The sequence below is a fragment of the Lyngbya sp. CCAP 1446/10 genome (genome assembly GCF_026130175.1).
GTDB lineage: Bacteria > Cyanobacteriota > Cyanobacteriia > Cyanobacteriales > Microcoleaceae > Microcoleus.
The window spans coordinates 37,827-59,175 of sequence record NZ_JAIGNI010000023.1 but is presented as its reverse complement, the minus strand read 5'-3'; the positions used below and the strand labels follow the sequence as shown (position 1 = coordinate 59,175).

The following is a 21,349-nucleotide window of genomic DNA, read 5'->3' as shown; positions in this document are numbered from 1 at the left end:
CAATGACAACACAACCGAAAACTTGGAGTCAAAGATTTGAATCGGCACTGCACCCGGCGATCGCCCGATTCAATGCTAGTATTGGCTTCGATATTGAATTGATTGAGTATGACTTGACTGGTTCTGTCGCTCATGCTAAAATGCTCGCCAAAACTGGAATTATTTCCGCAGCAGAAGGCGAACAGTTAGTCAATGGTTTAGAACAAATCCGCCGCGAATACCGCCAAGGTCTTTTTGTGCCGGGAGTTGATGCAGAAGATGTTCACTTCGCCGTAGAGAAGCGGCTGACTGATATTGTGGGGGATGCGGGCAAAAAGCTGCACACTGCTCGATCGCGCAATGACCAAGCAGGCACCGATACTCGTTTGTATTTGCGCGATCGTATTGCCGAAATTCGTGAGCAATTGCGAGAATTTCAAGGGGTTTTGCTCGAAATTGCGGAGCTTAACGTCGAAACTTTAATCCCTGGTTACACGCACTTGCAGCGCGCTCAGCCAATCAGTTTGGCTCATTACCTGTTAGCTTATTTTGAAATGTCCGATCGCGATTGGGAACGTCTCGGCGATGTCTTGAAGCGGGTGAATATTTCGCCTTTGGGTTGTGGCGCGCTGGCGGGGACGACTTTCCCGATCGACCGACATTATACGGCAGAACTCTTGCAATTTGACAAGGTTTATGCTAACAGCTTGGATGGAGTGAGCGATCGAGATTTTGCGATCGAATTTCTCGCAGCCGCCAGCATCATCATGGTACACCTGAGCCGTTTGTCAGAAGAAATGATTTTGTGGTCTTCTCACGAATTTGGATTTATTACGCTCAAAGATAGCTGCGCTACGGGTTCTAGCATCATGCCCCAGAAAAAAAATCCCGACGTGCCGGAGTTGGTGCGGGGCAAGGCGGGGCGCGTTTTCGGTCACTTGCAAGCCTTGCTCGTAGTCGTGAAGGGACTGCCTTTGGCCTACAACAAGGATTTGCAAGAAGATAAAGAAGCTTTGTTTGATAGCGTCAAAACTGTACAGGGTTGCTTGGAAGCAATGACGATTTTGCTGCGGGAAGGAATCGCCTTTAATGGCTCACGCCTCGCCGCCGCGGTTGCAGAAGACTTTTCCAACGCTACAGACGTAGCAGACTATTTGGCCGCTAAGGGTGTTCCCTTCCGGGAAGCTTACAACCTCGTCGGCAAAGTCGTTAAAACTTGCCTGTCGGGGGGCAAACTCCTCAAAGATTTGACACTTGAGGAGTGGAAAGACTTGCACCCAGCTTTTGAGACAGACATTTACAGCGCGATCGCACCTCAGCAAGTGGTGGCGGCTCGCAATAGTTACGGTGGTACCGGGTTTGAACAAGTGAGAAAATCACTGATTGCTGCGCGCGATCGGATCGCCTAAACATCATCGTTGAATTCTTGGGCTAATTCAGGCTGGCTATCTCTCCTTAGAACGATCGTGTTTTGCACTATGGTTCTAAGTTGAGCAGATAGCCTGACTATATTACTCTTCAGCAGCAGCCATATCTTTGTCCCGTCCGCCGCCGCTCATGGCGCCCATGCCACCGCCGTTGCCGCCGTCAAATCGTCTTCTCTTGTTGGAGAACATATCTTGATTTCTCCGCTTGCGAAACTTGCGAGCGTATGCTTGATTTCGTTGTGCCTTCTCTTTCTTGAGATTGCGGCGCTTAGCCATTATGACCTCACTAATAAACATTGACATTCCCCTGGCTTTCGCCGAGGGGATTCTTAAGGTTGAAACTCTCAGCACTCTTAGTTACTGAGATTCTTGGTTCAACGAAGTCACTTGCTTCCGACAGGATTTCTCCAGCCCCAGTAGAGGTGTCTTCTCCCCAAGCGTAAATTCCGGTATACCTTACCGTACTTGATCAGTTCTCTTTATGTAGTTAGGTTTTGTTCAAATTTAGCTTTCCTAAACCGCAACACCTATCGGTGTGACTACGCACTCAACTAATCGAGTTAAGTTTTTACGTTGTTTAGTTATACTCAATTTTAGACCGATGATGATTATATCACACCCAGCACTCTTACGGATCGAGAAGAACACTCCCTCCAATGAGAGTCTCTTGAGTCGCTCTTCATCTGGGCCCGATCGGCACACAATCTTGTTTATTTGCGAAAATATTTCTACAAACTCTTGACAAATACCACAAATGACACTCAATCCTGGTGACATAGCCCCTGTGTTCAGCCTGCCCGACGCTGCCGGCAAACTTGTCAGCCTCGCAGATTTTCGAGGGGGACGAGTTGTACTCTATTTTTACCCTCGCGATAGTACCCCCGGCTGTACGAAAGAAGCTTGCGGCTTTCGCGACATCTACTCAGACTACGAGTCGCGCAATATTGTAGTGCTCGGCGTTAGCACTGACGACGCAAAATCTCACACCAAGTTTGCAGCCAAATATCAACTGCCTTTTCCTTTGCTGTGCGACTCAAACGCCGAAGTCGCTACCGCCTACGGCTGTTACGGACTCAAAAAATTTATGGGCAAAGAATTTATGGGCATTACTCGATCGACCTTCGCGATCGACCCTGATGGTAGGATTGAAAATGTTTGGCGCAAAATCAAACCAGAATCTCACGCAGCGGAGATTTTAGGACAGTTGCCGGATATTTCGCCTGCATGAAGAATTAACAATTCTGACCCCAAATCTGGGAGATAGCAGGTCTAAAATTACTTTCCCCTCAACAAGCTTTTAAGTTTATGCGTCGATTGTGGCAATTTGTACAGACTGTGCTGGGTCTGATTTTTCGACATCCCGTCACTGGTACCGCCGTGATTCCTGTATTACCTGACGGGAGAATTGTCTTAATTCGTCGCCGCGACAACGGTCGTTGGGCACTGCCGGGAGGTATGGTGGATTGGGGAGAGGATATTCCGACAACGGTGCGGCGGGAATTGGCGGAGGAAACTGGACTCGATTTAGTCAAAATTCGTCGGTTGGTGGGCGTTTATTCGGCTGCCGATCGAGACCCTCGCTTGCACTCGATTTGTATTGTGGTAGAAGCAGAGGTGCAGGGAAAGATGCAAGTTCAGGATACGCTGGAAATCAGTGAGGTTGAGGCTTTTTTGCCGACGGCGATCCCGAAGGACGAACTCAGCGACGATAACGACGAACACTTGCAGAACTATTTTCAAGGTCTGACAACTTTGGCGTAATCGGCAGGGCATCGAAATTTGAGCAACGTTGGGAATTATCTCGCCGTCAAAAGCTGTTTATTATGAGTATGGAATTAATTTTTAATGTTTCCATGCTTTAATTTATAATCTCTGAACATTAATTTAATCATCTTTTTATTGCTGAATATAAAACCGGATGTACTCACCGCTACGCAATTCTCGGGTCAAACTCTCTTTAGGGCACATCTTCTGGCGCGAAGTCGGCAGAGGCCCAAATTTAGTATTTTTGCACGGTTCTTGGGACGACGGCAGTCAGTGGCTGCGGACGATCGAGCATTTGAGCCCCGACTTCCAATGCTTCGCACCAGATTTGCTGGGCTTTGGTAACTCGGAACGCCCGAATGTTAATTATTCGATCGACCTGGAAGTAGAATGTCTCGCCCAATACCTCGATACTTTGAACCTGCGAGAGGTTTATTTAATTGGTGACTCTTTGGGTGGCTGGGTGGCCGCTAGCTACGCCATCAAATATCCCGATCGAGTGCAGGGTTTGGTGTTGTTGGCCCCAGAAGGTGTCAAGGTTAGCAATCGACGAGGGCGGTGGGAGACGGCTAGCTGGCTGATTGGTAAACCTCCGCTGGCTTACTGGTTTTTGCGATCGATCTATCCAATTGCTAAGTTGCTGGGTAGCCAAAAGAAGATTGACCGACTGCTAAAGTTCAGACAGCAGTTGATGCAGTCCCCAGTTGCCGTGCAGTTGCTGTTCAGGCGGAAGCGGGCTGAAATTACAGCAGAGTTAGTAGATGAGAATTTGCCTTTGCTGAGAACGCCTGTTTTGCTGTTGCACGGTTCTGAAGATACCTCCGCAGCTTTGTCTCTGTGTCAATCCTATGCTGCTCTAGTTCCTAATGCCGAACTGCAATCTGTCAGTCCGGGGGAAAGCAATTTGCCACAGGAAGTCCCGGATATTGTTGCTAACTATATTCGCGATTTTGCTAAGTAAATTGGTCATTGTTGACAGTTGACAGTTGACAGTTGACAGTTGACAGCGAAGTTTTTAGGCAGGGGATTTAAGCCCCAGCCTAAAAACAATCCACCTAAAGGTGGGGGCTTAAATCCCCTGTGCTTTGGTAACAGTACAACTAACCGCAGATGCAAGGCAGATGAACACTGATCAACGCAGATAATTTAAAGATAAAAGAGCTTGGGAGTGCAAGAGGTTTATTCTTGTCAAAAAATAATCAAATTATTGTGGGGTGGGCTTCGCAGCACCGCCAGAAATATGCAATTTAGGTGCACAACAGCTTAATAACTAATGACTAATGACTGATAACTAATTCCCCAAAAAATGGCTTCTGGTGCGTCAATTACCGAGGAAGCTGTATCGGGAAATGCTGCGGTTAGGTATTTTAAAAGCAAAGTGCGATCGCCCCCAGTGACTGCAATTTTGCTATTGGGAAACAAACGTAGCCAATCTTCAATAAAATCCCTAACTCCTGCCACCGCCGCATACACAACTCCGCTTTGAATAGCCCCAGCAGTATCTGTAGCCCAGCGGTGGGGCAGAGTTTCTGGTAATCTGACTGAGGGCAATGCAGCGGTTTTTTTCCCTAACGACGACAACTGCAAACCCAAACCGGGTAAGATTGCACCCCCAACTAAATACCTATTGACATCTGCCCCAGTAAATGTTAAAGCTGTACCAGCATCTACAAGTAACATTGGCCAACCCAATTGGTTGCCAGCACCCAGTAAAGCCAAAGCTCTATCAATTCCCAGGGTAGGATAGAGTCCCCCGATCGCCAACTGGTCTAAAGTAATAATTCGGACTTCAGGATAACTCTGCCAAATTGCTGTTTGCTGCGGAACTACTGATGCCAAAACTAGAGGTAGCGGCACTACAGAAAGTGTGTGAAAATTAGAAACAGCGGGAGTAGCAGGAAGACAAGGGAAATTGTGAGCAGATATTTGCTCGATCGCCCTCATCACTGTTTTCACCAAAAATTCGGCTTTTTCTGCCTCGGAGAGCCGGGAAATAGCATCAGCTTTCAGATGCTCTGTATCCCATGTTTTCTCCAGGGTTTTGCCCGCAAATAATCCCCAGTGCAGCCGTGAATTGCCGATCGCCAAAGCTATTTTCACCTGGCTTTTACCTGTCAATTCAGGTATAAGATTGTCGGTGCAAGCTGGCGGCTGAAAATTATCGGCAATTGAGTTTTCCATGTTGATCGATCGCGCGCAAACATTGAACTAAAGATAGATTCTAGATTGATTTTATTCGCTTAACATGGCGGTTAACTCTAATTGACATCTAACTAACTTTAATGGTGCGCGCCAAATTACTATGGTCTGCCACAGAACTCATAATTTATATTTATAAATATTTGTAAATAAAACACTTGCTATCCTCATACTGAATCCTTTATAATGTATGAAGATTCCAATAGTCCTGGTAGCGACGATTTGGCTGTTGGCGGGGTAAGCTCAGGTATAAAAAACCAGACTAAATCAAGATCCTGTAAAACTACTGAGTAAATATGTCTTTTAAAATACAAGAACACGAAAACCCCTGGCAGAAATTAACTTGCCGGTTGCCTGAATCAGGAAATTGGAGACAGGAAGAAGGTCTTTTGTTACCAGAAATAGACGCACAAAAAGCCCTAATCGTGCAGATGCAGCAGCAAGTTCAGCTATCAAACTTGCTGAACGATATTAATAACGAAATTCGCAGCACCCTTGACATTGAACAAATTTTAACATCGGCTTGCAGATTGCTGGGACAAGTGCTAGAGTGCAGCCGCGTCAGCATTTTAGTCAAAGAATCCAATACAGAAAAAATTTTAGTCACGCGGGGAGAGTACAACGCGGGGGACTATCCGATCCAACTGGGAATGAAAGTACCGATTACTGACAACCCGCACTTGACTGCTGTGGTGTGTCAGCAAGAGTCGCTAGCATTGACGAAGTTTCTCGATTTTCCGGGATTGAATGAACAAACCCGACAAATTGCCGAAACTTTGGAAATTAAGTCAATGCTGGCAGTCGCTACTCGCTATCAAGGTGAAGTGAATGGCATAATTGGCTTGCATCAGTGCGATCGCGAACGGGAATGGACAGATTGGGAAAGGCAACTTTTAGAAGGGGTAGGATCGCAATTGGCGATCGCGATCAATCAAGCCAAGCTCTACAGCAAAACCCGCTGCCAAGTCGAACGAGAATCGCTGCTGCGGCTGATCGGCAACCAAATTCGCAGTACGCTGGATCTGGGAACTATCCTGCAAACAGCGGTGAGGGAAGTCCGCCAACTGTTGCAGTGCGATCGAGTAATTATCTACCAGTTTGAAGATAACTGGCAGGGAAAAGTTGTCGTTGAAGACATGATAGTTCCTTGGCCTTCAATTTTAGGAGATATGGGGGCTGATAAGTGTTTCAGGGGAGATTACGCCGATCTTTACCAGCAAGGGCGAGTCAAAGCAATTAATGATATTTTTAATGCTGGTTTGGAGCCTTGTCACGTTGATTTTTTAGATGGTTTGCAGGTAAAAGCTAATCTGATTGTACCGATTGTTACATCCAGAAGCGAAGAAAATTCACTCCCTACAGCCGGAAGTTCTAATTTAAAATTTCCCGGTAGACTGTGGGGTTTGCTGATTGCTCACGAGTGCGGTGATACCCGGAATTGGGAGCAGCAAGAAACGGAGTTACTGTCGCAGCTAGCTGACCAAATGGCGATCGCAATTCAGCAAGCAGAACTCTATAGCCAAGTCCGAGAAGCTGCGGTCAAATCTCAAGCTCAAACCCAGCAATTGCAAGCAGCGCTGCAAGAATTGCGATCGACTCAACAGCAATTGATCCAAACCGAAAAAATGTCTGGTTTGGGGCAAATGGTGGCGGGAATTGCTCACGAAATTAACAATGCTAACAATTTCATCCACGCTAACTTGTTTCACGCTAAAGAATATTTTAAAGTCTTGAACGAAGCTGTGGAACTTGCCGGGAATGCCTGCCCGGAAGCAGCGGAAGCACTTGTCAGAATCAATGAAGAATTAGAATTAGATTACATTCGAGAAGACTTTGGTAAACTGCTCAATTCCATGCGGGAAGGTAGCGGCCGGATTCGATCAATCGTCACGACGCTGCGAAGTTTTTCTCGTTTAGACCACGCTGAATTTAAAGCTGTCGATTTGCATGAAGGCTTAGAAAGCAGTTTATTGATGCTGCAAAATAAGCTAAAAACAAATATTAAAATTGACAAACAATACGGAAGTTTGCCACTAATAAAATGTCATGCAGGTCAAATCAACCAAGTATTTTATAATTTGATTGACAATGCTTTAGATGCGATCGACTCAACCGACCAACCGGGGGAATTAACCATCCGCAGTTGGCAAAGCGAACCGGACTGGGTAACAATCTCTGTCCGCGACACCGGAAATGGCATTCCTGCGGAAATTCAAGACAAGATTTTTGACCCATTTTTTACTACTAAACCTGTGGGAAAAGGCACTGGTTTGGGGCTTTCTGTTTGCTATCAAGTCATTGTGCAAGCTCACGGCGGCCGGATTCGGTGTGTTAGTGAGGTTGGCGGTGGAACTGAGTTGATTGTCGAGTTACCGTTGACAAATCAGAAGGGATAAGATGGGTTAATTATTAGTTGTTGTAAGTTGTTGTGGCATTTAAATTGCCTATTTTGGGCTAGCAAATCGAGCAACACTCCACTGATGGTTTAATTATTTTTTGAAGTGCAATTTAAATGCTGGGCGAGCTTATTATTTTAAGCAACCGGGTTTCTGCGTCTATAACTGTTGAAATTACGATCGCCGGTCGATCGCACTTACAGTCGATCGCCCTTACAGTCACTACTTACAATCGAGTCGATCGCACTTCCACCCAACCCAGCCTTAGTTGTAGAATACCTATATACCACATCTCGCCACAAAAAGCAACGACCGAAGTCATGATTATTTATTGACAGCGATCGCACTTTTTTTTCAGTCTCCATAGTATATTTATCATCATCATCCTCTGATGGCTATTTACCCCAGAATATATTTGACCAAAAATTAAATACTAATTCCGTCAAGTTATGCAACACATTCATCTTCAAGCAGATAACGTCTCAGATGCTGGATGAACTGTCTTGTGTTCAGAAATTACTTAAATGCCACCTGCGGCATTCAGGTCAAATAGCTACAGCCAAACCATAGGTTTAGAGGCAAATCCCGACTACTTGCAAACCTTAAATATACTCCAACAGGATGCCCCAGAAAGTCCATTTCGTATCGGGACTGGCCCGAAGGGACTCTATCTGACTATTAGCCATGCGGCAGCAAAACTCTCGGTTTTACGCAGCGATGACTCGCCTTGTGGAGTGAGAGTAGATCGAATATTCTTAGCCGCCATCAGTGAAAATAACGAGTTTTGCGCGTTCATTTCTCACTAACAAAAACAACAGGTAATTTTTAGTAAAAATAATGAAAATTACCGCGCGCCGATTAATCTTGACAATACCGAACCAAAATCAACAGGGAATCAACCATGACTAACCAAATTATTTTCATAGACTCCGCCGTACAAGACCATCAAACCCTTGCCAACAGCGCCAATGGCGCTCAAATTTTCATTTTAAATGAAAATTTGAGCGCGATCGAACAAATTACTAAAACCTTGGCTGACCAAAGTGGTATTGAAGCAGTTCATATAGTTTCTCACGGGAGTTCAGGGAGCTTAAACTTTGGCTCTAGTACCCTTGACAATCAAAATATTTCCGAATTTAGCAAGGATATTCAACAATGGGGGAAATCCTTAACTAAAAACGCAGATATTCTCCTCTATGGTTGTAATGTTGCCCAAACTTCTGAAGGAAAAAACTTTGTTAAACGCCTCAGTCAATTAACTCGTGCCAATGTTGCAGCATCCACTACTCTTACAGGAAATGCCAAGTTAGGCGGAGACTGGAACTTAGAATTTATCATCGGTGAAATTAAAACTGCTTTAGCCTTTTCTCCCCAAGTTACAGCCGCCTACAGTGGTGTTTTAGGTAATGGCCCTGGCGGGATAGACATAGTTACTGGTACACCCCTCCAAGTATGGCTAAAAGCTAACACTATTGCAGGTGCTAATGGTAGTGCAGTCAATACTTGGACAGATTCATCAGGTGTGGGAAATAACGCCACCGGGACTGGCGCAATCCTGGTTACAAATGAAATTAATGGGCAATCTGTTGTCAAATTTGATGCTACTAATATATACCTAGTGGGGGGGACAATTGTCAATCCTTACACGATCTTAACTGTTTCCAAACAAGATGGAGCCACCAAACAACGGCTCATTTCTAGTAATAGCACTAATTGGCTCTTAGGATCTTGGGCGGCTGGTTCACCTGCGGGAGAAGACCAATTTTTCGCAAATGGGTGGGTTAATAACCCAGGTACACCCTTTTCAGGCAACCCCATTATTTATACTGCAACAGGAACAGGTAGTTTATCAACACTTTACAAGAATGGCTCTTCATTAGCAGCAAATAATAATGGAACTTCTGGGCCCGGACAACTTTCCCTTGGTGGAAATGGACCGACTCCGAGTGAACAATCTGACGGTAAAGTAGCAGAGGTTATTGCTTTTAATCGTGTTATTAATGATGCCGAGCGTACCCTCGTTGATAACTACCTCAGTGCGAAATACAATATTACCCTAACCACTGGAGATCATTATGCTGGGGACACTCCAGCCAACGGCGACTACGATTTCAATGTAGCAGGCATTGGCAAAGAAGCCAACGGCAGCAACATTTCTGGTAACACCACAGGCGGTTTAACCATTGATAATGGCACGTTCCTCCAAGACAACGGCGACTACCTAATTGCCGGACAAATAGAAACAACCAACGCCACAAATGTCACAACAGACATTCCCAGCGCTACTGCAAATAACCGTTTGTCTCGCATCTGGTATCTCGATAAAACCGATATCAATAATAACGGTGGAATAGCCAACCTCACCTTCGACTTTTCCGACTCTGGATTAGGTGGTACTCCTGCTGGGCAATATCATTTATTGTATCGCTCTGGTACAACAGGCAATTTCGCTTACGTTAACAACGCCACCCTCACTACTAACAGCACTTTTAGCATCACTGGCGATCAAGTAACTTTTAATGGCATTAATACCGCATTGCTCAACAATGGGTATTACACAATAGCATCAAAAGTGAACGATGTCCCCCTCCTCGACAACATTACAAACCCAGCCGCAATTAATGAAGATGCAGCCCAACAAACTATTACACTCACAGGCATTAGCGACCTAGAAACCGCAACTAACGCCCTGACAATCGCCGCTACTTCCAGTGACACTACCTTAACAGGTACACCAACTATTACGAATAATAATGATGGCACAGCTACCCTTAAATACACACCTGTAGCTAATGCGAATGGCACTGCTAACATCAGCGTCGCCGTCACAGATGCGGATAGTGGGACTGTAACTAAATCCTTTGCTGTCACCGTTAACCCAGTCAACGACCAACCCAGTTTCAACAACTTAGGCAACCAAACCCTAACAGCATGGACAAACACAGTTCAAAGCGTCACAGGTTGGGCTAACACCTTCAACTTCGGCCCTGCCAATGAATCGACTCAAACTGTTAGTAACTTCACGGTTACTAACACCGAAAACACCTTATTTACAACTCAACCCAGTGTAGCAACCGATGGCACGCTGACCTACACTCCTAGCGGTAAACCCGGTACAGCCACCGTTAGTGTGCAACTGCAAGATAACGGTGGTACAGCCAATGGCGGCGTTGACCTTTCCAACACAGCCACCTTTAACATTACCATTCCAGTACCCAAAGTCAACCTTACTGCTAGTACAAATACCGCCAGTGAAGCCGGAAAAACTGCTATTACTTTCACCGCCACTGCTGAAGGTAACGTTGTCGGCGCTCAAACAGTTAATTTAGCATTAACTGGTACTGCTAGTGCTGCTGACTTTACGCCTGCTTTTATTCCCACTCCAATAACAATCCCCAGTGGGAGTAACACGGGGACAGTCACTCTCACAGTTAACGATGATAGCCTTCCCGAAAATAGCGAAACAGCCACTTTAACGATTAGTAACCCAAGCACAGGAATTGCATTAGGAACTACCACAAACCAAAGTGTCACAATTGCTGACAACGATGCAATTAGTTATGCAATTGCCACATCACCCGCTAATTTAGCAGAAGGCAATAGTGGTAATCAACCAGTCACATTTACCGTCACTCGTAGCGGCGGAATTGGGGTTGCAAGTACAGTTGACTATGCAATTGCTGGCACGGCGGACAGTTCCGACTACAACAATATTGGTGGCACATCCGGTGCTACTGCGACAACGGGAACCATTAGTTTTGCCGCGACTGAAACCAGTAAAACCATCACCTTAGATGTCTTGGGAGATACTGTTGTTGAACCTGATGAAACAATTATTGCCACTCTATCTAATCCGAATTTAACCGCAGCACCGGAAAGTTCAACTATAACTACAGCTACGGCAACCACAACGATTAATAACGATGACGCAGCACCAGAAATCCAAGTATTAGACGGCACAACGGATATAGCTGATGGTACAACAAGTGCGATCGACTTTGGCAGTGGATTAATCGGCGGTACTCTCAACAAAACCTTCACAGTCAAAAATCTCGGTACAGCCGCCTTAAATCTCAGCAACCTGACTTTACCCACCGGATTTAGCATTGTCGGAACTTTACCTGCAACTGTCGCCGCCGCCGGTACTGCGACTTTCCAAGTTCAAGTAGATACGACAGCAGTAGGAAATAAAACAGGTACGTTGCAATTTGTCAATGATGACAGCGATGAAAATCCCTTTAATTTCCCGATTTCAGCATCAGTTACAGCCGCGCCAGCACCGGAAATTCAAGTATTAGACAACACAACGGATATTGTTGATGGTACAACAAGTGCGATCGACTTTGGCAGTGGATTAATCGGCGCAACTCTCAACAAAACCTTCACAGTCAAAAATCTCGGTACAGCAGCCTTAAACCTCAGTAACCTGACTTTACCCACAGGATTTAGCTTAGTTGGAACCTTACCTGCAAGTGTCACAGCCAATGGTAGTACGACTTTGCAAGTTCAAGTAGATACAGCCACAGCCGGAAATAAAACAGGTACGTTGCAATTTGTCAATAATGACAGCGATGAAAATCCCTTTAATTTCCCGATTTCAGCATCAGTTACAGCCACACCATTACCAGAAATCCAAGTATTAGACGGAACAACGGATATAGTTGATGGTACAACAAGTGCGATCGACTTTGGCAGTGGATTAATCGGCGCAACTCTCAACAAAACCTTTACCGTCAAAAATCTTGGTACAGCAGCCTTAAACCTCAGCAACCTGACTTTACCCACAGGATTTAGCTTAGTTGGAAACTTACCCGCAAGTGTCACAGCCGGTGCGAGTGCGACTTTCCAAGTTCAAGTAGATACCGCGACAGCCGGAAATAAAACAGGTACGTTGCAATTTGTCAATGATGACAGCGATGAAAATCCCTTTGATTTCCCGATTTCAGCATCAGTCACAGCCGCGCCAACGCCTGCACCCGATAACGTCTTCGACTACTCCACCTCCCCAGTCGGTGTCACCCAAAACTTCGACACCAGCCCCCAACCTGTAACCGTTACTGGTAGCCCCTTTAACGATAACTTCACAGGCACTAGCGGTGCAGACACCATCAACGGCGGTGATGGTAACGACACCATCAATACTGGTAGCGGCAATAACTTGATTGATGGCGGTGCCGGAAATGACACCATCACAGGTGGTGCCGGAAACGACACCATCACAGGTGGTACCGGAAACGACACCATCACAGGTGGTACCGGTAGCGATATCTTCAGTTTCGCCCCCATCCCCGGTTCCACATTAGGGCAAAACTTAATTACCGATTTCACCACGGGAGAAGACAAGCTGCAACTTGATACTGCCCTTGGTTTCACCTCTGTGGCGCAAGTCTTAGCAGCCCTACAAACGACTCCTGCGGGTTTAGTCTTAAACTTAAGCGATGGCGGGCAAATCTTACTGAATAACGTTTCTGCCTTGTCAGCTAATGACATCATTCTGGTGAATGCACCTATCTCACCCGCACCCGCGCCTGCACCGATACCAAAACCTATACTTTTACCAGTACCAACACCTACGCCTGCACCCGTACCAACTCCAACGCCTGCACCCGTACCAACTCCAACGCCTGCACCCGTACCAACTCCAACGCCTGCACCCGTACCAACTCCAACGCCTGTTAACCAAGAGGATACAAACTGCATTTGCGACAAAATTGAGTATCCCAATCTTAACCAACCAAACCAACAAATTGATAACATTATCAATGGCAGCCCCGGTTTGCTAATTGGTACTCCCGCAAACGAGGCTTATTTTGGCAGCAATAACCCCAATATTTTCGATGCTAAAAAAGGCAACGATAACTTGTTTGGCGGTGAGTTAAAGGATATCTTCAATGGCAATGAAGGCAATGACTTCATTGACGGGGGCAAGGGAGAAGACCTCTTATTTGGTGGCAAAGGCAACGACATCATTCTTGGTGGTTTTGGTCAAGATATTATTTTCGGAAATCAGGGAAATGATTCAATTAACGGCCAAGAAGATGATGATTTAATCTTTGGCAATCAAGGCAATGATTTTATCGACGGCGGTAAAGGAAATGATTTAATTTACGGTGGCAAAGGAGATGATTTAATTCTCGGCAGTCAAGGTAATGATACTCTGTTCGGACAACTGGGAGATGATACTTTGTGCGGCGGTGAGCTAGATAACGTCATTTACGGCGGCCAAGGTAACGATTTAATCGATGGAGGTAAGGGCAACGATTCGATTTATGGAGACTTTGGTAATGATACGCTTCTCGGTTGCGAAGGCGACGATATCTTGTTTGGAGGTTCGGGCAATAACAGCTTAGTTGGCGGTTTGGGAAATGACACTTTTGTGTTAAATTCTAGTCAGGGATTTGACTTAATTGCTGATTTTGTCAATGGTAAAGATTCGCTCGAATTGTCGGGAGGTTTGAGTTTTAATCAGTTAGAAATAACTCAGAACAATAACAGTGCGCTGATTAAGTTAAAGGGAAGTGGAGAATTAGTTGCTTCTTTAACTGGAGTCACCGCCAGCCTAATTGGTGTTAACGATTTCCGAGTTATTTGAGCATTTCCAGGTGGCGGACACGGCATTGCCGTGTCCCTAAAGATGCTCTCGGTAAAGGTGCGTCGCCGCTCGAAAAGTCGAGTGAATTTAGGGATTCAAGAATGGCGACGCACCGTAGGAATACTGTTGCATGAGTTTTAATGATTGGTATTAAATGCTGAGGGAGCTAATCAGCAAAACTTCGGAGAGTTTCAGGGCTGACGGATGGGGCGAAAAACCCGGTTTATACGAGTTTTGGAAACAGGAGCGAGAATATCGCCAGAAACCGGGTTTCTGAGTTTTAGGTGCGTCCAATTTATTTTAAAATTTGATTCGTAAAATTGTAATTTTGTCAATACCTAATTTGTAGATTTTCCCCAAAATGCCCGTGAAGCGAATCTATCCCGTAGGGAATCGCCCACTGCACATATCAATAACTTTGAAGTTACTTAACACCCTCATAAGAAATTTTATGAAGATTTACAAAAGAAACGTGTCAGAATGGAAACAATAAGGTAATGGATAACAGACAAGGAGGCACAGTATGGTAGCCCTGACTGAACGAGTCCAACGCAAATTGACGGTGGAAAAAGTCGAAATTGCCCCTGACACAACGGCAATTCGATGCCTGGACTGGGATAGAGACCGCTTTGACATCGAATTCGGGCTCAAAAACGGTACAACTTACAACTCATTCATCATTCGCGGCGAAAAAACTGCCCTCGTCGATACTTCTCACGAGAAGTTTCGCCAGCAATATATGGATACTCTGACGGGGGAAATTGACCCGAAACAGATTGATTATCTAATTATCAGCCACACTGAGCCAGACCACAGCGGTTTAGTTAAAGATGTGCTGGCGCTGGCACCCCAAGCGATTGTCGTGGGGGCGAAAGTAGCAATTCAATTTTTAGAAAACCTGATACACCAGCCATTTGAGCGACTGGTAGTTAAAAACGGCGACAAACTAGATTTAGGAAATGGCCACGTTATCGAATTTGTATCCGCGCCCAACTTGCACTGGCCTGATACTATTTTCAGCTACGACAGCAAAACTCAAGTGCTGTTTACTTGCGATGCTTTCGGGATGCACTATTGTTCCGATAGCACCTACGATGACGATTTAGCTGCGATCGAGGAAGATTACCACTTTTATTATGAGTGCTTGATGGGCCCCAATGCTCGATCGGTCTTGAGTGCAATGAAACGCATGGCAGAATTGGGAGAAATCGGTACGGTGGCGACCGGTCACGGGCCGCTGCTCAGGTACAATGTAGTTGAACTTACCGGACGTTACAAAAAGTGGAGCCAAGCTCAAGCTAAGGCAGAAACCACGGTAGCGGTATTTTACACTTCTGATTACGGATTTAGCGATCGCCTGGGCCAGGCGATCGCCCACGGGATCACCAAAACCGGTGTCGCCGTAGAAATGATGGACTTGACAATCGCCGACTTGCAGGAAGTTCGGGAACTTGTCGGTACTGCTGCGGGTATCGTGATTTGTTCGCCGCCTAGTAATGGCGCTGCTGCTGAAAATGCCGAAGCAGCTATCAACACAATTTTAGTTGCAGCTAACAACAAACAATCCTTCGGTTTGTGCGAATCCGGCGGCGGTGATGACGCATCTATTTACCCGCTGCGAAACAAGTTCAAAGAGTTGGGTTTGAAAGAAATATTTCCCAACATTTTGATTAAAGAAGCGCCGACGGAAGCGATTTATCAACTTTGCGACGAAGCCGGTACCGACTTGGGACAATGGCTGTCGCGGGACAAGGCTGTTAAACAGATGAAATCCCTCGATAGCGATGTTGATAAAGCTTTGGGACGCATCAGCGGCGGATTATACATTATTACTGCTCAAAAAGGCGCGGTTAGCAGTGCGATGTTGGCTTCTTGGGTGACGCAGGCAAGTTTTAAACCGCTGGGTTTAACTATAGCAGTTGCTAAGGATCGGGCGATCGAATCCATGATGCACGCGGGCGATAAATTTGTCCTCAACGTGCTCGAAGAAGGCAATTATCAAAGCTTGATGAAGCACTTTTTGAAGCGTTTTGCTCCTGGTGCCGATCGATTTGCCGGAGTCAAAACTCAACCTGCTACCAATGGTTCTCCGATTTTGACAGATGCTCTAGCTTACATGGAATGCGAAGTGGTTAGCCGGATGGAACTTTCGGATCATCATATCGTATATGCGATCGTTGATAGCGGTCGCGTATCCAATCCCGAAGCGCTGCCGGCAGTTCACCACCGCAAAGTCGGCAATCACTATTAGAAGGAAGAAGGAAGAAGGAAGAAGGAAGAAGGAAGAAGGAAGTTTCAACAAGCGTGTTTAACCCCTGATAAAGGTCGTTTACATCCGAGGCTCGATCCCCCCTTAAGAAGGGGGGAACCGGAAACAGATCAAAGTCCCCCTTTTTAAGGGGGATTTAGGGGATCTTGCCTCAGCTACAAATGAGATTTATCCAGGTTTTAGGATTTTGATATCCATGCACTGCGCACCTTGCGTACCCAACAGTTGCTTTTCTTTATTTCTCTCTTCCTTTCTTACTCTGCGTTAGGGTGTGCAACACCTGATCGGGCTATAAAAATATGGTGCGCCACCAGCACCTTTACCGGGCAAACACTTGTCATTCTGAGTGTATTTTAACTAGGAGAATTGCCAATGCCAACGAAGCTTTTAGAAGACCGACATTACACAATTATTATTGCCAGAAGCGATGCCAGCCGAGACCCTCAACATCCTTTGTACGAGGAATGGGTAGAAGCACAGGCATCTCTGATCGACTTAGCAAAAAAATGTCAAGAATTTGACAATGACGGCATAACCGTCTATGAAGCTTCTACTCCTATGTGGAAGTATAAAAATTCAAATGTTGCCCGGTTGGCTGAAATTTTGCAGCGACAAAATACGGAACCGGATGCAGCAAAGCCGACTGCTATTAATTTGGCAGAACCTCTAACAACAGCTTTTAGCGATTATTTTCAGATCAAAACAAAGGGTGCTGGGAAAAAAGGAGCAATAATTGTTGCAGTCCTAGATGAAAAACCAGAAAATAGCGCTGCTATCGCCGAAATTATTGTAAGTGCGGCAAATAAAGTAGATAGAGATGAAGAAATTGGTGTGAGCTTTATCCAAATTGGGGAAGATTTGAAAACCAGGGAATTTCTAATTTACCTGGATACCAATTTACAGGCTCAAGGTGCAAAATTTGATATTGTAGATACCAAATTTTGGCACGAAATTAAAAGAAGTTCTGTTGTTCAGTTTCTCATAGGTGCAATAAATGACTAATGCTCTAATTTCCAGAACCGCATCTGATGCCAAACCCCGCGACGTGCAGTTTGTCCCAATTGCCACAGATACATCAGCAGTGCGATCGCGCACTTGGGATAGACTAAAATTTGAAGTAGAATATTCTCTCCAAAGGGGGACGACAGCAAACAGCTATATTATTCAAGCTGACAAAACTGCTTTGTTCGACCCACCGGGGGAATCTTTCACCCAAAATTATCTGGATTGTTTGCAGAAACGGGTCGATTTGACTAAGCTAGATTATGTGATTTTAGGGCATTTCAATGCTAACAGATCCGTTACAATTAAAGCTCTGTTAGAATTGGCTCCGCAAGTAGCTTTTGTTTGTACGAATCCAGCGGCGATTGGTTTGCGAGGGGCTTTTCCCGAACAAGAATTAAACATTATGATCGTACGGGGAGAAGAAACTCTCGATTTAGGAAAAGGTCACAAATTAAAATTCATCGCGACTCCGACTCCTCGCTGGCCTGATGAACTTTGTACCTACGATCCGCAAACTCGAATTGTGTTCACTGACAAATTTTTTGGAGCTCATGTTTGCGGCGACCAAGTATTTGATGAAGGGTGGAGTGTTTACAACGAAGACCGCCGCTATTATTACGATTCGCTGCACGCATCTCAGGCTAAACAAGTGCTGGCTGCAATGGATAAATTAGCTGATTTATCAACAGCATTTTATGCTCCCGGTCACGGCCCGATCGTCCGTTATGGCCTCCACGAATTGAGCAATTTGTATCGGGAATGGAGTCAACAACAAAATTCAAAAGACTTGACAGTTGCTTTGATTTATGCTTCGGCTTACGGGAATACGGCTACTTTGGCGCAGGCGATCGCCAAAGGAATTACTAAAGCCGGTGTTGGGGTAGAAACAATCAACTGCGAATTTGCCGAACCGGGAGAAATTCAAGAGGCGATCGAGAAATGCGCGGGATTTATCATCGGTACTCCGACTTTAGCAGGACACGCGCCGACGCAAATTCAAACGGCTTTGGGAGTTGTGTTGTCTACGGCCACTAAGAGCAAATTAGCCGGGGTTTTCGGGTCTTTTGGCTGGAGTGGAGAGGCGATCGACTTAGTTGAAGGTAAGCTGAAAGATGCTGGCTATCGCATCGGATTTGAGCCGATTCGAGCGAAGTTTAAGCCGACGGCTGCGACGATTCACGAGTGCAAAGAGGCGGGAACGGATTTTGCTCAGGCTTTGATTAAGTCGCAAAAATTGCGTGCGCCGAAACCGCAGTTGACTGGTGGGAGCGATCGCACGGAACAAGCAGTGGGAAGATTAGTCGGTTCCCTGTGCGTACTCTCGGCGAAGCGCGGGGATGTCACCAGTGCGATGTTGGCTTCCTGGGTGTCGCAAGCCACGTTTAGCCCTCCGGGTTTGACGATTGCGGTGGCTAAAGATCGATCGATCGAAGCTTTGATGTACGCCGGAGATAAATTTGTGCTGAATATCTTAGCTGAAGGGCGACAGTTACGCAAGTATTTCATGAAAAACTTTGCTCCGGGAGAAGACAGATTTGCCGGAGTTGAAACAACAGAAGCTAGCAACGGCTGTCCGGTTTTGACTGATGCTTTAGCTTATCTGGAATGCGAAGTAATAAGTCGGATGGAATGTGGCGATCACTGGGTAGTTTATGCGGCGGTTGAAAACGGTCATTTGCAGAAAAATGACGGGGTGACAGCGGTGCATTACCGGAAATCTGGGACTCATTATTAAGCTGCGATTAAGACACGGCAATGCCGTGTCCTTACAGGTTTGTAGTGAGGAATTTATTCCTCAAATTGTGATGAGGAATAAATTCCTGATTACCAGAAAGAATTGGTTTAAAGCCGGAACCGTTGTAGGGGAAAATTAAAAGAGGACTATTCATTGCTCGAATCCTCTTCCTTTGTATTACTTCCGGTTAGATCGGAATTATTCAACCACAGAGAACGCAGAGAACGCAGAGGAAGAGTAGAGAATTTTATCATTCCGATGCTACTGGATTTGATATCAACTGTCAACTGTCAACTGTCCTCAGCAGTCTTTTCCGGCCACAGATAAATAGCGCCAGAAATCAAAGTTAAAGCTACAGAAACCCAAAACGCAACTAATGCCGGAACGTTCCACGATTCGGACAGGGGAGCGATTAAAAGTGCGATCGCCACGATCTGACTAACCGTCTTCAACTTCCCCCAAATATTAGCTCCCGAAATCGTAGTTTTATTAACACGCCACCCGGCAATTGTCAACTCCCGCCCCAAAATCAAAAACACTGCCCAAGCCGGGACTTTACCCAACTCAATCAATACTAAAAGTGGCGCGAGCACCAACAGTTTATCCACCAAAGGGTCGAGAAACTTTCCCAAATCGGTAATTTGGTTCAGCTTCCTAGCCAAATAGCCGTCCAGCCAATCAGTAGCCGCAGCTACCACAAAAATCGCGGTGCAAATCCAGCGGCTTTGGGCGCTTGGGTCATACAAACCGTAGAGCAGAAACGGCACTCCCAGCAAGCGAGAAAAAGTAATCAAATTAGGCAAATTCATCATAGAAGGAAGAGGGAAGAAGGAAGAGGGAAGAAGGAAGAGGGAAGAAGGAAAAAGGAAGAAAATAGAGGGAAGAAGGAAAAAAATAGAGGAAAGAGGGAAGAAGGTAGACGCAAAAATTAAGGGCAAGCTTTTTACAAGCTTGCCCTTAATTTAACATTTTTTGGTAGCTGTTTAACTTTTAGAAAAACAGCTTTTAGCTTAATATTCATCTAATCGCAGCTCACAAAAAATAAACAGACAACTCAAAACAGCAGCTTGATTAACACGCACCGTTTCTACTAAAAACAACCCCAATTGTTTTGCAAATCAGACTGATATCGTAGGCAACAGACCACTTGTCCTGATACTCAAGATCCATGCGCATAATCTCATCAAAGTCTTTAACTCCAGAACGTCCGTTGACTTGCCACTCCCCAGTCAGGCCGGGTTTGACATTTAAACGCTGCCAGTGAAAATCCTCATAGTCAACAACCTCATAGTGAATTGGCGGTCGAGTTCCCACCAAACTCATCTCGCCGATCAACACGTTCCAAAATTGAGGCAACTCGTCCAAACTCGTGATCCGCAAAAAGCGGCCGACGCGGGTAATTCGCGGGTCATTGTCATTCTTAAAAGTTTGACCCTTGGCTTCGTTGGTAACTAGGTGTTTGAGCTTTTCTGCATCGACAACCATCGATCGAAATTTCCACATCCTGAAATGCCGCCCTTTGAACCCACAGCGGACTTGACTGTACAGCAGCGGGCCTGGACTGTCGAAAAGCATCGCCACCCATATCGGCACCGCCACCGCAGCAGTGATTGCCAGTCCCAGCAGCGAACCCAAAATGTCGATCGACCGCTTGACCTTGCTAGTTACGGATCGGTGAAGAGGCTGTTTGGATACACAAACCCTGTAAGTAAATTTCGGAACAAATAAGGAAAGCATTTCGGATAATACTGATAATTTAGAGGCACTCATCACAAATTTTATTGGATTTATCTCAATTTTAACGAGATCTCACGTCCATCTTATGAGACTCAACAAACTTGAACCACCTCAAATCCTGGGCTTTGCACAATCTTTAAAAAGCTGCCACACTTTTATAAAGTTTCTGTGTATTTCTTCTCAAAAGGTATAAAAATTATGTAAAATTAAGTACATTTACTGAAAAAATTAATTTTTGTGACCAAA

General features: G+C 45.5%; 16 protein-coding genes. 12 read left to right on the top strand and 4 right to left on the bottom strand.

Translation table 11 applies throughout. From position 1 onward, the window contains the following. Window positions 1-2: 2 nt before the first annotated feature. On the top strand, window positions 3-1,388 hold the full coding sequence (gene argH / locus K4039_RS12045) for an argininosuccinate lyase (RefSeq protein WP_265235425.1): 1,386 nt from the start codon (window positions 3-5) through the stop codon (window positions 1,386-1,388). Between the two features lie 102 nt (window positions 1,389-1,490). Here argH and K4039_RS12040 read toward each other — a convergent pair whose 3' ends face one another. Beyond that, a complete protein-coding gene (locus K4039_RS12040; protein ID WP_194066729.1) occupies window positions 1,491-1,682 on the bottom strand; it encodes a hypothetical protein in 192 nt (63 codons plus the stop codon). 478 nt (window positions 1,683-2,160) lie between these two features. Here K4039_RS12040 and bcp point away from each other — a divergent pair, with 478 nt between their 5' ends. The 3 genes from bcp (at window position 2,161) to K4039_RS12025 (ending at window position 4,131) form a co-directional block, all read left to right on the top strand. Then, window positions 2,161-2,634, top strand: a complete 474-nt coding sequence (gene bcp / locus K4039_RS12035; RefSeq protein WP_265235424.1) for a thioredoxin-dependent thiol peroxidase — start codon at window positions 2,161-2,163, stop codon at window positions 2,632-2,634. Between the two features lie 77 nt (window positions 2,635-2,711). Further along, on the top strand, window positions 2,712-3,167 hold the full coding sequence (locus K4039_RS12030) for an NUDIX hydrolase (RefSeq protein ID WP_265235423.1): 456 nt from the start codon (window positions 2,712-2,714) through the stop codon (window positions 3,165-3,167). A 157-nt stretch (window positions 3,168-3,324) separates the two neighbouring features. Beyond that, a complete protein-coding gene (locus tag K4039_RS12025; RefSeq protein WP_265235422.1) occupies window positions 3,325-4,131 on the top strand; it encodes an alpha/beta fold hydrolase in 807 nt (268 codons plus the stop codon). 302 nt (window positions 4,132-4,433) lie between these two features. On the opposite strand, the gene K4039_RS12020 is transcribed toward K4039_RS12025, so the two are convergent. After that, window positions 4,434-5,351 carry a pantothenate kinase gene (locus K4039_RS12020; protein WP_265235421.1) on the bottom strand — a complete coding sequence of 306 codons (918 nt, stop codon included), beginning with the start codon at window positions 5,349-5,351 and terminating at the stop codon, window positions 4,434-4,436. Window positions 5,352-5,665: 314 nt separating this feature from the next. Between K4039_RS12020 and K4039_RS12015 the strand changes: the two genes are divergently transcribed. The 7 genes from K4039_RS12015 to K4039_RS11985 all read left to right on the top strand — a co-directional run bounded on the left by K4039_RS12015 (window position 5,666) and on the right by K4039_RS11985 (window position 19,366). Further along, window positions 5,666-7,765, top strand: a complete 2,100-nt coding sequence (locus tag K4039_RS12015; RefSeq protein ID WP_265235420.1) for a GAF domain-containing protein — start codon at window positions 5,666-5,668, stop codon at window positions 7,763-7,765. A gap of 116 nt (window positions 7,766-7,881) precedes the next feature. Next, a complete protein-coding gene (locus K4039_RS12010; RefSeq protein WP_265235419.1) occupies window positions 7,882-8,100 on the top strand; it encodes a hypothetical protein in 219 nt (72 codons plus the stop codon). A 189-nt stretch (window positions 8,101-8,289) separates the two neighbouring features. Next, window positions 8,290-8,571 carry a hypothetical protein gene (locus K4039_RS12005; RefSeq protein WP_265235418.1) on the top strand — a complete coding sequence of 94 codons (282 nt, stop codon included), beginning with the start codon at window positions 8,290-8,292 and terminating at the stop codon, window positions 8,569-8,571. 95 nt (window positions 8,572-8,666) lie between these two features. Beyond that, window positions 8,667-14,357, top strand: a complete 5,691-nt coding sequence (locus K4039_RS12000; protein ID WP_265235417.1) for a DUF4347 domain-containing protein — start codon at window positions 8,667-8,669, stop codon at window positions 14,355-14,357. 523 nt (window positions 14,358-14,880) lie between these two features. Further along, window positions 14,881-16,608, top strand: coding sequence for a diflavin flavoprotein (locus K4039_RS11995; protein WP_265235416.1), 1,728 nt, complete (start codon window positions 14,881-14,883; stop codon window positions 16,606-16,608). Window positions 16,609-16,998: 390 nt separating this feature from the next. Next, window positions 16,999-17,628 (top strand): hypothetical protein, encoded by a 630-nt coding sequence (locus K4039_RS11990; RefSeq protein WP_265235415.1) that lies wholly within the window; start codon window positions 16,999-17,001, stop codon window positions 17,626-17,628. Beyond that, window positions 17,621-19,366: a diflavin flavoprotein gene (locus K4039_RS11985; RefSeq protein ID WP_265235414.1), complete on the top strand. Its 1,746-nt coding sequence runs from the start codon at window positions 17,621-17,623 to the stop codon at window positions 19,364-19,366. The genes K4039_RS11990 and K4039_RS11985 overlap by 8 nt, the downstream gene beginning before the upstream one ends. A 290-nt stretch (window positions 19,367-19,656) precedes the next feature. On the opposite strand, the gene pgsA is transcribed toward K4039_RS11985, so the two are convergent. Continuing rightward, window positions 19,657-20,175, bottom strand: coding sequence for a CDP-diacylglycerol--glycerol-3-phosphate 3-phosphatidyltransferase (gene pgsA / locus K4039_RS11980; protein WP_265235436.1), 519 nt, complete (start codon window positions 20,173-20,175; stop codon window positions 19,657-19,659). On the opposite strand from pgsA, the gene K4039_RS11975 reads away from it, so the two are divergent. After that, window positions 20,092-20,298, top strand: a complete 207-nt coding sequence (locus K4039_RS11975; protein WP_265235437.1) for a hypothetical protein — start codon at window positions 20,092-20,094, stop codon at window positions 20,296-20,298. The two genes, pgsA and K4039_RS11975, sit on opposite strands and share 84 nt — an antisense overlap. A gap of 139 nt (window positions 20,299-20,437) precedes the next feature. On the opposite strand, the gene K4039_RS11970 is transcribed toward K4039_RS11975, so the two are convergent. Beyond that, entirely contained in the window at window positions 20,438-21,148 is a 711-nt protein-coding gene (locus K4039_RS11970; RefSeq protein WP_375339800.1) for a sugar transferase, read from the bottom strand. Window positions 21,149-21,349 lie beyond the last annotated feature (201 nt).